Genomic DNA, 12,269 nt, shown 5'->3' with positions numbered 1-12,269 from the left:
AGATCTTCCCACCGCCAGAAGATCAATGATTTAGCCTTTGTTCAGGGCCGACTACTTACCTCTGATATGAAAGCGGGTGCAGAACCCACGCCGGGTGGCATTGTGATCCGGAAGTACACAATCCGACCATGGGAAAAGTGGGCGCAGGCGCTCTCTTTCAAAGAGCTATGGTACGTTGATGGGGCGGAGGGCTCTCTGTGGCGCGGCGAATTCGGTGATCACATGATCTACGTCGAGCCGACATCCTGGTACGAGTCGGGAGGCGTGGAACAATCGGCTGGTGGCTACTCCCGACATTCAAAGCGCTGGCGTACTCTAACGCTGCGCGGCCCCTACGGGATTCACCAGCTTGCCATTGGGGTGAAGTGGCGCAAAGCTTGGTCCTCGTCGGTCTTTTCTCTCCCTCAAGGCTGGATCGCGTCTCTCACCACTATCTAATGCAATTCGAAAGATCTCCCGTTTCCCCGCCCAAAGGATCTAAACCCCTACTTCGGCACGGAGGGTAGTCGATGGGAAGAACAAATGATCTCTTTGTCGTAAGCACTTCCACAGGGCCCTTTGCGATCGAGATTGAGGCATGCTGATGGCCGTTTGGCGATCAGTATGGGGCCGGCAGGGACTTGAACCTCACCCAAGCGGTTATAAACCGACGACTCTCACCGATTAAGAGCAAGTGACAAGTCGGCATGTTTCGTCGGATCGCTAGGAACAAATATTGATAGGCTTGACCGCTATCGTCATGCTTGGCATACAAAGCTTGGCCCTACACGCGGGCCGGTGTGCCCGCCACGCAAAGCTATGTCAGCGTTTAAATTCTAACAATGTCACTCCATGCCAACGGGCATGGGTCTGACCATTAGCGGGCACATGGTCGGATCATTCCAGGATATGGAAAATGACCGAAACAAAAAAACTTCGCAGACTTAAAGTGCTGGCCAAACAATACGCGCGCGCAAACAGGATTGCACAACATGTGGCTCTTGACCTGGTTGCGGAGGAGTTGGGTTTCCCTCACTGGAACAAGCTCATCACGGCCATCAAGAACGGTTGGCAGGCCGATTCCGAACAAATGACGGGCGTCGAAGCCTTCGTCACGCGCGCGCTTCCGGCGGCAAGTTTTCGGAATGGCAGTCCCGAAGCCATGAGCCGGCGCCTCTCATACCTGGAACAGGCCGAACATGGCATGATTGGGGATCACCCTTATCAGCTACAAGAGGTTTTTCACGACGTCATTATCGCCGGCGATGGATGGAGCATCACGGTGCCAGAGAACCCTGGCGCGATCCCGATCGTAGAGACACTTCCGGATCTGGGTGGGGAGTGCCCGGTCCTTGACCCGGAATTCCTGGAGAGGGCCCTCCGTCTGGCCCGAGATCGGGCGGCTCAGGTTCGTGCGGAAATCTCTATTGATTGGCCCCGACGGTCGACAAAGCCTGATTTTGGCGGTGTTGTTCGACATCCGTTGAGCCACGTTGAGTCGGACATGTGGTTCTGTCTACATTGTAATGGAAAGATCACCGGCGGCCAGATCGCTCAGAGCCTCTGGCATTGCCCGGGGTGCGGAGCATCGCTCTCGACATCTTTGACACGCCATTTTGGTCCGATGATAAGGGCAAGTCACTCCTTCCGGTGAAAGCAGACGGCATCGAGGATGAAGGCAAGCCCGATTTTCGGATTGTCGATCGCAGGCTCAAGCTCGACCTGAATGAAGACAGGATCATTCTTCTCATCCGCAGCGCTTTGCTTGATGACGCGACTAACATCAGCGAGAAGCTGGGCGCTCTTCAAGCTGAGATCAGTGTCGATGACGAGAATGGCGTCTGGATTGCTCTTGAGGTGGAGTTGTGGCCGGAGGACAAGGACCCGGCTCAGGCTTTGGCGGTAGCGGAGATACTGGGTCTCGAGGTTGAACTTGAGACGATCTCGTCCACGATACCTTTCGCGTGGCCGGGCCTGGGCGAGATAGCCTCGAGCACGAGTGAGTATACCCAAATGATGCTGGACGCGTATGCGCAATATGGCGGCTTACCAGACAAGAAAGCTAACGCACTGTAGGCCATCGGCGACCAACGCTCTTGCCAAGGACGCCACGTCAATAGGCAGGCGCGTTGGTCGTGACCGTTACCCGCCCCGTCATCAACAATTTGGCGGCGTGAACTGAAGGGCTGCTTTCGGAATTCCCGAAGTCGGGGTTAACCGACGGAATGGGGACGTTAGTGGGCAGCCTAATTGTGCAGAAAACACAAATCCTAAAATATCTTCTGTGTTTTGCATCGGATTATCAGGTTGAAGAACTAAGGTACCTCTTGCATCTGCAGGAATATTGAAGTGAAACTCGTGCTTCAATCCTAAGAAATGTGGGCCGCATGTCTGTTCTGGATGTTCCTCTCCGAAAAGTGCTGCAATTGTTCTATGCGCCACCTCCCCTACAGCGGTCAATTTTGAAAAAGGATATTCGTCTTGACCGCAAGAAAGAGGCCGGCGGCAACCGAAGCCAAGGCGGAGATTTCCATGTGCCATTCTGGTCAGATGTGAAGAAGTACATCTCGGGCGAGGGTGATTTAGCACGACTAACCGAGGACCGCATAAACTCAAACAGAAGCTTCAAGCGACTATACCCGCTGCTCAAAGACGGCGTTCTCGAACTGCTCAGTGCAAAGTTGCGTTGGTCAAACGAACCGGTTGAGATCATCTCCCAAAGCGTGCACGGGAACCTGCGACTTGACGATTTGGGCGGCACAATCCGAATACGTGATGCCCTACACGCGCGCGTCAGGGGCGAATACACTCGTGTTGTGTATCCTTACTTTAGCGAGGAACCTGCGCTCTCAGAAGAGGGCGGACGATTGGGCTTGTGGGTGATGCAACAGGCACTGAAAAAACTCAATGCGGATGACATGCGAATCATTGACCCACTCCGCAAGACCTTCTTTTCCCCACAAACCACACCGCTGCAGGGCGATGAAGAGACGGTATTTCGTGAAAGGTACAGATCACTGCTCGGCGAATGGGAGCGTTTGAAACGCGAGTGAGACAGGTGTCGGCTTGCCGAGACACAAAGCGTTCGAGCGTTCGCTAGTCAGCACATCAAGAATGCGACGACCTGGCTTCCACGCGGCATCTCCTCCTCGTTGAATGCCCGCTTTTCGGTTCTGTGGCGGCCGGCCGAAATGTCCGAAAAGGCGGCGCAAAGCGGCCATTCTGTCGCTGGCGAAAGTCAACGCGATCGGGACTCCCGTTCAGGCTTCGCGGCGAAAAGCTAGGTAGGGGCCAAGGGAGCCGTCCTCACGAGCCCTGCAGCGCTTGTTGCTAGGATGTTCACGTTCTGGGCCAAGAAGATCGCATAATGTCTCAACAGGACTGCAAAGACAGGGGTCGCAACTGCGGCCGACGCGACTAAGATTTCGATTGCCTTTAGGCGGTGCGGTGCCGGTCCACCACCACCATGCACATAAGTGCCGGGCGCATCGTCGATCGGGGGATAGCCTCTCTTGGGAGCGCCGAGGGCCGGGGGTGCCACCCGTTCCGGCGCTGAATGGCCGGCGAGCCACTCGACGCAGTCCGGCCACCATGAGCCGTCCTTCGATGTGGCTGCCGCGGTCCATTCGTCCGCGCTGACGCTGGGATCGCTCTCACGTGTCAATGCGATGCGAAAACCTCTCCCGGGATGGTTCGGCTCAGAAACGATGCCGGCGTTGTGGCCCCCGCTTGTCAGCACAAAGGTGACGTCGGTATCGGTGAGATAATGTATCTTGTAGACCGAACGCCACGGTGCGACATGGTCTCGCTCCGTCCCGACGACGAACATGGGAACGCGGATGTTCTGGAGGTGAGCCGGGCGTCCGTCAACGATGAAACGGCCGGAGGCAAGTTCGTTGTCGAGATAGAGGCGCTGCAGATATTCCGCATGCATCCTGTAGGGCATGTGGGTCGAGTCCGCGTTCCACGCCATGAGATCGCTCATGGGGGTGCGCTCACCGATAAGATAGTCGTGGACGAGGCGCGACCACACGAGATCGTTGGTACGCAGCAGTTGAAATGCGCCCGCCATCTGGTCGGCGGAGAGACAGCCGCTATTCCACATCATGCTGTCGAGATAGTGCATCTGGCTATGGTCGATGAAGCGCGCCAGTTCGCCAGGTTCGGAGAAGTCCGTCTGGGCAGCGAACAGCGTCACGGATGCCAATCGCTTGTCTTCGGCGCGCGCCATCGCGGCCGCCGCGATCGCTAAAAGCGTCCCTCCCAGGCAGTAGCCCGTCGCGTGGATCTTGCTTTCAGGAACGATGGCGCTGACGGCATCGAGCGCGGCCATGATTCCCAGCCGCCGATAATCGTCGAGAGTGAGGTCGCGGTCCTTCGCGGTCGGATTGCGCCAGGAAACGCAAAAAACCGTGTGGCCTCGCGACACGAGATAGCGGACGAGCGAATTATGCGGTGAAAGGTCGAGGATGTAGTATTTCATGATCCAGGCCGGCACGATCAGGATCGGCTCGGCCAGGACGTTCTTGGTCGCGGACGCGTACTGGATCAACTCGATCAGGTGGTTTCGGTAGACGACCTTTCCGGGCGTCACCGCGATCTCCCGCCCTACGCGGAACGCTTCCGTCCCGACCGGAGGCTGCTTCATGGCCAGCCGGCTGGCGTCTTCGAACCAATTGCGGAATCCCTGCGCGAAGTTCGCCCCGCCCGTCTCTATCGCCTTGTGGATCACTTCCGGGTTGGCGAAGGGAATGTTGGACGGCGAGAACATGTCCAGCAGTTGACGCGCCGTGAAGGAGACAACGTCCTCGTGGTGCGGTGTCATGCCGGGGACGTTGCGCGTGACATTGTGCCACCATTGCTGGCAGAGCAAGAACGCCTGAGCCCAGACGGTATAAGGTTGCTGTTGCCAGCCCTCCGCGCGAAACCGGTTGTCTCCCGGCAGCGCCTCAATGCAGGGCGGCGCGTCCGGACGCGTGGCCGCCGCAGCCATGTAATATAAGTCAGCAGCAGGCCCCAATTCCGCGCTGCCTTGTCGGCAAGTTCCATGCGCTTGCCCGGAGCCGATGCGAGGTGGATCGACCAGTCGAAGAAGGCGAGCGCCAATGCGGCAGGTGAAAGACCTCCTGTCGCCATTGCACTCAGAGCCTCACGCGCACGGCACCGTCTGGCTATGGTGCGAATGTCTCAGAAGGCATATCGAACCAGGCGTCCCATAGGATATGGGGTCAGGATGGTGCTGAAGAGCTGCAGCGCAACCTGGGCGGCCGGTGACATCCGCGCCACTTGTCCGGTGTCCCAATCCGAACGATCTTCGATGAGCTTTAGCCCCCGTACCTGCCGCTCCATCTCTGCCGGGTCGTCGAGCGCCCAATGGAGACAGGCACCGGTGGCGCGGATCGCCGAATTGAAGCGCAGCAGTCGGATTGCGAAACTGCTATAGGCATCGAAGGCTATCTCGCCCGAGGGGAAGTGGCCGACGATCCGTCGCAGAACCTGGGCAACCTGGTATCCCTTCAGATAGGGCAGAACGCCCTCGGCGACGATCATGGCCGGCCTGTCGGCGGGAAGTTTTGCAACCCACCCGTGCTCGACGACCGAGCAGGCAATCATCGCGCAGTCCGCACGGTCGGGGTAGATCTGCTGGCGCAAGGAGATGACATCGGGGAAATCCAGTTCGAACCAGCGCACTCCCGGCCCAGGATCTATCCGGAAGATGCGACTGTCGAGACCACAGCCGAGATGGAGAACAGTCGACTCCGGGCAGCGCTGAAGGAATGCCTCCGTCCAGCGATCAAGCATATAGGCGCGCAGCGCAATGCCGATGGTCATGTCGTGGCCAACCTTAAGGTGCCCGCTGTTCTGATCGATACGGCGCAATGCATCGGCGGCGAAGCGGTCGCGAAGCAGCGAATCCGGCATGGCGCTTTCGGCTGCCTTGGCTTGGAGCGTGATCAGCAGGGTTTCCCTTGCGCCGGTGAGGCGGATTTGCTCCGGTTGCATGGCGTTCTCCGAGGTGCCCGCATCAGAAGGTACTCTCTCTGTCGCATCAGCAGCAACGATTTCTTATCCGCGGGATCAATCATTGAGGGCCAGGAGGCTGAGGTGAAAATCTACTCACGGCCGTCTTAGCGATATCAGCGTCCATTCCTCCGAGTCTCGACGGAAATGTGCAAGCAATGCCGGCATTCACGATTGCGCCGAACTTCCGGCCGCCTCGACCAACACCGCCTCCGGCATCTGCGTCGCTTTCAACGGCTCCGACACCCACGGGCTTCTGATCGAAGGCGTTTCTCTTGCGGCTCTCATCGCCAACGACGTGATCTTCGCCATCGCCTGAGTTCGGTTCGCCGAACAGGACGAGCGAATTGAATAGGCTATTGATCTGGTCTTCGACGAGCACCGTCGCTACTATCGCGGTCACGTAAGTTGACGCACTTGACGAGAGTTGTGCTGCATGTCGCTGGCTCCTAAAATCGCGATAGCCTGCCAAGGCGGGGGCAGCCATGCTGCCTTTGCGGCGGGTGTGCTGAGTGGCCTATTGGCGCCTGAGTTTCGTGATCGTTACCAGCTCATTGCCTTGAGTGGGACATCGGGCGGCGCCATGTGCGCCGCGTTGGTGTGGTCCGGCCTGATCCGCCGTGGGGCGGACGAGGCTCGGCACCGCCTGATCGACTTTTGGCGCGACCTCGAGGTGCATGACATCCTTGATGCCGTGACGAACTTCTGGGCAGTGTCGTCGGCACGCCTCCCGGTCACCGCCGAGATCAGCCCTTACCTCTATAGTCCTGTGGCCGAGCCGCGGTTGCGCGACCTTCTCAGTCGTCACCTCGACCTGGCGTCGTTGCCGAGCGAACCCCATCGTCGCGTGAGGCCGAAGCTCCTGATCGGGGCCACGGACATCATTCACGGCCTCGGGGTGGCGTTTGAGGGTGAGAGCTTGACCTATGATGAGCTGATCGCCTCGGCCGCGGTCCCCCCGCTCTTCCGGGCCGTGCAGGCTCACGGCACTCTCTTCTGGGATGGGCTGTTCAGCCGCAATCCGCCTGTGCGCGAATTCACCCAGTTGCCGGAGCGGCCAGACGAAATCTGGGTTGTGCAGATCAACCCGCAACAGCGGAAACGCGAGCCACGGGCGATGCCGGAGATTATCGACCGCCGGAATGAGCTGTCTGGCAACCTGGCGCTCAGTCAGGAATTGTATTTCATTACGAAAATCAATGAGCTTCTCGCCGAGCATCCCTCGCTCGGTGCACGCTACAAACCCATCAACATCCGCATCGTCGAACTCGAGGGTGACCTGGACTATCCCTCAAAGCTGGACCGCTCCAGCGCGGTGATCGAGCGCCTGCTGCGAAACGGACAGGAACGCGCAGCGTGGTTCTTCGACGGCAGATCTCAGTGGCCACGCTAGCGTACTACGAGTTGTGCGGACATGCAAGTCGGCGACCAGTGCTTTCTCAAGGGCATGATTTCCTGTGCGAGCGTTTCGTCGGCACCATATCCCATGCTCGCCGCTTGGTGCTCCGGAGTTGCACGGCGATGATCGCATGCAGGATAAACCAGATCGGGACCAGCACCGTCGGAACGAACGACCGGGGTGCGTGCTGCATTGCCTCCGAGCCTGGGCCTGGGAAAAGTTGCAAGGGCGAACCCTCTGACGAGGTGATGCCGAAGGCGATTGCCACCATGAGATCTGGCAGCACCAAACAGATTCCAGGCGATTGCCCTCGAGTGGCGCGCGCCTCTGTCCTTCTTTGAAAGTGTACGCAAATTTCATCAAATCGTTGCAAAGACGTGCTCCGTTGCAATGCATGGTGCAATCGGAGTTTTGTGCGGCGCACCTAGAGCTGTATTCGGTCCCTTCGGATGAAAAGGAGACACCCGATGTTGAACTTCAACGATGCGAACAAGAAGAGCAAGGAAGCCATGGACGTCGCCGTGAAGAGCTATTCCGCCCTGACGAAGGGTTATCAGGCCATCGCGACCGAAGCGGCAGACTACTCGAAGAAGAGCTTTGAGGAGAGCATCGCCGATCTCGAGAAGCTTGCCAACGCCAAGAGCCTGGAGGCGGCAATCGAGCTCCAGACCCACTACCTGAAGTCGAGTTATGAAGGTTTGGTCGCTGAATCAACGAAGATCGGCGAGATGTACGCGAATCTCGCCAAGGATGCGTGCAAGCTCTACGAGGCGCCGGTTGCCAAGGCGACCGCTGCAGCGAAGAGCGCCGCTGCCGCCTGACGATCAGGACCATCACCATCGTTCATGGGTCGGTCGCGGTTGCCGCGGCCGGCCTCCTCTTCTTAACTCGGACGGCGAATGAAGGGTCGCTGCCGCTGGAACCTGTCAGCCGGAGCGAGGCGCACGATGCCTAGTCCCGTGCCCAGCCATTGCAGGCTCTCGAGGACACGCAACCAGATCCCGATGATGCCGAGCCGATGCGCTTGAGGAGGCGATGCCCTCTTCGGCTATATCGAAAAAGACAATCCGAGGGCGGCGGTCCGCGTTGACGAGGAGATCGTTCGCGCTGCCCGTAATCTCCTTGCTCACGATCTTGGACTGGCCCCCAATCGGCGAGGATGCCGCGCGCGAACTGAACGTCTCGTTCTCGTTCACCAGGCTGCATGCTCAATCTTGGCGACCATCGCCACCATTGTAGAGATTTTGCCGCATTCATCCGTGCTGCTCCGCCGCTCGATTTCGACCGAAACCGCCACCCCGCCGATCTCCCTGAGCAGCGCGCACTCTGCGCCGCAATAGACGCATGATCTGCCGAACCGCTGTTTCGAGTTCCGCACGGTGAGGGACATCGACTTGCAGATCGGCCTCGGGCGTCGCCTGGAACAAGGGGGATCCGACCGCGGGCCGCGACGGCATCATCGATATCGACCGGTTGCGCGCTCGGCTAGGGCGGTGAGGGGATTCGCTTGGTTCTGTCGGACCTGTGCGGTACCGCGAGTTGCCGTGGTTTGTGGAGGTGATCTGCCGGCAAATGGCCGCGTATAGCGCGTGGTTGCCGTAGCGCGAGGAGACGGCCGAGGAATGTGCTGCACGTAGCGCGTTGAACGAGAACGAACGCGGGGCGGCCAAAGAAAGCGCTGGGCCCCCCTAATCTCAGGATTGTTGCGCCAGCCTAGGATGGCCATAGTCTGCAACGGGGAGATGCGGCGTTGGCTTGATCGGTGCTGCCAGAAACGGCAGCATCGATCATCTTTGAATCACAGGAAGCTCTTTCGTTTGCGGTTAGGCGGCCGGCGTTGCGTAGTTGTTACAGTGACGTGATATAATCCGCGGCAATGGGAGGCAGCAATGGACTTCGAAGCCATCCTTGCCGTGGGGGCCGCCGCTTTCATTCTGGCAGCTTCGATCTTCGTCGCACCGCAGGTCGACAGGATTGTCGAGCATACGCCTGTGGCTAGCATGGCGCGTTAACCACAGCCGCTCATCCACGTATTCCCCTTCCATGTTCTCGTTGAATCTGTTCAATCTTTGTGAAGGACTGGCGGCGATTGTAGCCCTATCCTCGCTGGCGAATCGCCTGGCAATGATGGAGACAGCATGACGGTTCTACAGTTCCCGGCCAATCGGCGCATCGGTGATGTCAAACGATGCGCCGAAGCCCTCCAGCGGCTCCATGGAGAGCAAGCAAACCGTTTCTGGCGGTCAGAGATGACCGACTTTGCCGCGGCGCTCAGAAGGTCGGGCATTGTCGAGGAAGAGATATCGCGCCAAGCCGGCCTATACATGCACGCGGTACAGATGGAACTGCAGGTGGCGTTCGCCATCGAAGAGAACAACGCGTCCGCTTAACCTGATCCGGCGCGATTGGAAATCATTCCCGGTGGTCATATCCTAATCATGTTGCTTTCCATGTCCCATGGAGCCGCCGTCGCTTCTTGGCAGAACGCTAGCTGATGACGAGACGTTGCTGACGTGGTGCCTTTGTCGGTCAGCCTCCGGAAAGATAGGTATTGGGGGCAATGAGCATGACAAGAACCAAGAGGCTGGGTGATTTGGGAGAGCGGTGGACTGAGAACCTACTTAGGAAAGCTGGGCTCCGGTCTTATCCGAGACCTTAACAAGCTCAGACACAATCACACGGGCGTTGACTTCATCGCAGAACGGCAGGGGAAACAGTACCTCACTTGCCACTCAAGGTGAAACTCCCTCGCGTCGCCGCGTTGCCGCGGTTATCGCACGCAGCCCATATCCAAAAGCGAATTCGAACAGCAAGGCGATTTTGCCCGTTGCCCTGGGTCGCGAGAGGGTCGCCGTCATGCAGCGTGCTTGCGGGACGACGGGACCAGGCCCAAAAGCGGTCTTTCATCCGTTCTCGCTTGAGACAAACGTCTGCGAATGTGGGAAAATGCGCGTATTAAACCCAACGATATCGTGCGCCGCAGGAGGGTCACCGCTGTGGATGGAAAGCTTGCAGCCATCCTTTCAGCCGATGTTGCCGGCTTCAGCCGCCTTGCGGCGCTGCACGGTTCGCGCACTCGATCTGTGCCGCGGGCCGATTGCCGAATTGGTTAGCGAGCATGGCGGCCGTATCTTCGGCAGTGCAGGTGACGGCCTCGTCGCCGAGTTCCCAAGCCCTGTTCAGGCCGTCCGGTGCTCGGTTGAAATCCAGCGCCGTCTTTTCACCCTCTCAGAAGACCTCCCACCCGATCGCCGCTTGGAATTCCGCATCGGCGTCAATCTGGGTGACGTCGTTGTGTCAGGCGACGATCTGCTCGGCGACGGGGTCAATGTCGCGGCACGCCTCCAGGAGATCGCCGCCCCGTCAGGCATCTGCATTTCCGCGTCGGTGTCCCTATCATTCGCCATGGCGGCTCCCTTTCCGAGGCCATTGCCATCACCCGGGAGGTAATCAACAAACACCCCGAGGTAACCTGGTGCTATCGGCAGTTGGCTGCCTGGTCGGCAATGAACTGTGCCCTGAAGTGGCCCGATGGGCCGCGCAGAAGCTCTTGGCAGCCGAGCCAGGCTTCACGATCGAGCGGTATCGGGCGCTGCTCTTGTTTCAGGAAATACCGCAATGGGCAGACCAGATGGCCGAGGGCTTGCGGCAAGCGGGATTGCCCGAACGATGATTAGCTATTCCAGGAGATACACGGGCTGCTCTCACGCACGCCGTCGCAAATCCGGTTGTTCTAAGGGCGACCGATCGCCTTGTGCCGGATCGATGCTGCACCATCCGTCCGGATACGCTCCAAGAGCCGGCGAACCTGGCGCGTGCTCAACCCAGGGCCGCCGAAACGATCGTCGTCCCGCCGCCGACGACCTTGGCGATAGCCCATCGAGCCTATTGATCGGATGATCAGCGATGCGAGTAAGGGTGTGCAAGCCGAGGGAGTCGCCTACTGCATTATCAATTTTGTGTCGTTGCACGAATCCCCTTACTTCTTACTATTGCAATAAATCCTAATAAAGCGCTTGCTGTATTAAAGTAATGTTGCGTGCGGCCAGCCAGTTCTGCAGCGAAATACGTGCGATCAAGGAGACACTCTCGCAGGATTGATGCCGGGGGCGGCAATGTCGGCGGCAAAGCTCATCGCGCTCGGAATCATCGGTCTGGCATTTGTCGGGGTCTTCGACGCACTAAGCCCACGCGAACGGAAAATCCTGTGACGCACCTTGCGTTTTCCACAAGCGCTTATCGTCGATCGCGATCATCTTCACCTCACCGCCACCTTTCGCTATCACCTGTCGTCAGGGATGTGGTCGCGGGGTCTCTATTAGAAGAGGTTCACACTGTGCGGACCGACATATTCTGTCCGGTATCCCTGTGTCTGCGCGTTTCTCATGAACCGGTTCGCACCGATGAGATCTGTTCTGATGACATCTGCTCCCAAGGGAGAAACCGGTTGGTAATTCGCTCGGAGCCATCTCACCGCGCGATCGGATAAGGCTGAGATTTCCCACAAAAGGTCAGCCGCCCTTTGGACGCGAAAATCAGCGACCTCGCTGCGTGGTGTAGCGATGCCACATTGACGGCCAGACCTATCTGCCCGCGCCTCGGTCGAAACGACTGGATGATCCATGATTTCTCCTCCCTTGCATTCTTTCGGATTTCCTTCGTGAGTGCCTGGAGAGGCGCCGCGATGTGGGCGCAGTCTTCGCAATTTGGCGCACGCCGCTACCGTAGATGGGTAATGGTTTTGCAACGATTCATCTAAGAGTAGTCGAATCGCTTGTCACTTGGCAGATGGGGGTCGTCTAATCGCACGACGTCTTGCAAGCGTTTTTTTCAAAACTGTCCAACCGGAACTGAGGCCAGCGCCGGTGAG

12 protein-coding genes and 1 pseudogene are annotated in these 12,269 nt (G+C 58.5%); 10 read left to right on the top strand and 3 right to left on the bottom strand.

The window, feature by feature from the left end:
• The 4 genes from ILFOPFJJ_RS34800 to ILFOPFJJ_RS32385 form a co-directional block, all read left to right on the top strand.
• On the top strand, positions 1–438 hold a 438-nt coding region (locus ILFOPFJJ_RS34800; RefSeq protein ID WP_210267689.1), incomplete at its 5' end, for a hypothetical protein.
• A 457-nt stretch (positions 439–895) separates the two neighbouring features.
• Positions 896–1,633, top strand: coding sequence for a hypothetical protein (locus ILFOPFJJ_RS35700; RefSeq protein WP_246299973.1), 738 nt, complete (start codon positions 896–898; stop codon positions 1,631–1,633).
• Complete coding sequence (locus tag ILFOPFJJ_RS35695; RefSeq protein ID WP_246299972.1) at positions 1,630–2,055, top strand: hypothetical protein; 426 nt, start codon at positions 1,630–1,632, stop codon at positions 2,053–2,055. Before ILFOPFJJ_RS35700 ends, ILFOPFJJ_RS35695 begins: the two co-directional genes overlap by 4 nt.
• Positions 2,056–2,366: 311 nt before the next feature.
• A complete protein-coding gene (locus ILFOPFJJ_RS32385; protein WP_173514543.1) occupies positions 2,367–3,032 on the top strand; it encodes a hypothetical protein in 666 nt (221 codons plus the stop codon).
• A gap of 227 nt (positions 3,033–3,259) precedes the next feature.
• Here the strand turns inward: ILFOPFJJ_RS32385 and ILFOPFJJ_RS32380 are convergent, their stop codons facing one another.
• Entirely contained in the window at positions 3,260–4,972 is a 1,713-nt protein-coding gene (locus ILFOPFJJ_RS32380; RefSeq protein WP_246299970.1) for a PHA/PHB synthase family protein, read from the bottom strand.
• A 194-nt stretch (positions 4,973–5,166) separates the two neighbouring features.
• Positions 5,167–5,982 (bottom strand): class I SAM-dependent methyltransferase, encoded by an 816-nt coding sequence (locus ILFOPFJJ_RS32375; RefSeq protein ID WP_173514542.1) that lies wholly within the window; start codon positions 5,980–5,982, stop codon positions 5,167–5,169.
• A 454-nt stretch (positions 5,983–6,436) separates the two neighbouring features.
• Here ILFOPFJJ_RS32375 and ILFOPFJJ_RS32370 point away from each other — a divergent pair, with 454 nt between their 5' ends.
• The 6 genes from ILFOPFJJ_RS32370 (at position 6,437) to ILFOPFJJ_RS32350 (ending at position 11,072) form a co-directional block, all read left to right on the top strand.
• Positions 6,437–7,393: a patatin-like phospholipase family protein gene (locus tag ILFOPFJJ_RS32370; protein ID WP_173514541.1), complete on the top strand. Its 957-nt coding sequence runs from the start codon at positions 6,437–6,439 to the stop codon at positions 7,391–7,393.
• A 473-nt stretch (positions 7,394–7,866) separates the two neighbouring features.
• The gene (locus tag ILFOPFJJ_RS32365; protein WP_173514540.1) at positions 7,867–8,220 is read left to right on the top strand and encodes a phasin family protein; all 354 of its coding nucleotides are present in this window, start codon (positions 7,867–7,869) and stop codon (positions 8,218–8,220) included.
• Positions 8,221–9,288: 1,068 nt separating this feature from the next.
• The gene (locus tag ILFOPFJJ_RS36100) at positions 9,289–9,411 is read left to right on the top strand and encodes a hypothetical protein (protein WP_282438718.1); all 123 of its coding nucleotides are present in this window, start codon (positions 9,289–9,291) and stop codon (positions 9,409–9,411) included.
• A gap of 126 nt (positions 9,412–9,537) precedes the next feature.
• On the top strand, positions 9,538–9,789 hold the full coding sequence (locus ILFOPFJJ_RS32360; RefSeq protein ID WP_173514539.1) for a DUF6074 family protein: 252 nt from the start codon (positions 9,538–9,540) through the stop codon (positions 9,787–9,789).
• Positions 9,790–10,399: 610 nt separating this feature from the next.
• Positions 10,400–10,849, top strand: a complete 450-nt coding sequence (locus tag ILFOPFJJ_RS32355) for an adenylate/guanylate cyclase domain-containing protein (RefSeq protein WP_376741488.1) — start codon at positions 10,400–10,402, stop codon at positions 10,847–10,849.
• Positions 10,850–10,874: 25 nt separating this feature from the next.
• The gene (locus ILFOPFJJ_RS32350) at positions 10,875–11,072 is read left to right on the top strand and encodes a hypothetical protein (protein ID WP_173514538.1); all 198 of its coding nucleotides are present in this window, start codon (positions 10,875–10,877) and stop codon (positions 11,070–11,072) included.
• 63 nt (positions 11,073–11,135) lie between these two features.
• On the opposite strand, the pseudogene ILFOPFJJ_RS35680 reads toward ILFOPFJJ_RS32350, so the two are convergent.
• Positions 11,136–11,272, bottom strand: a pseudogene (locus ILFOPFJJ_RS35680) (helix-turn-helix domain-containing protein); the annotation flags it as partial.
• Between the last annotated feature and the right edge of the window lie 997 nt (positions 11,273–12,269).

Origin of the sequence: Sinorhizobium psoraleae, from assembly GCF_013283645.1 — a bacterium.
GTDB lineage: Bacteria > Pseudomonadota > Alphaproteobacteria > Rhizobiales > Rhizobiaceae > Sinorhizobium > Sinorhizobium psoraleae.
The sequence above is the reverse complement of the archived record's forward strand: the minus strand, read 5'-3'. Positions and strand labels throughout refer to the sequence as shown.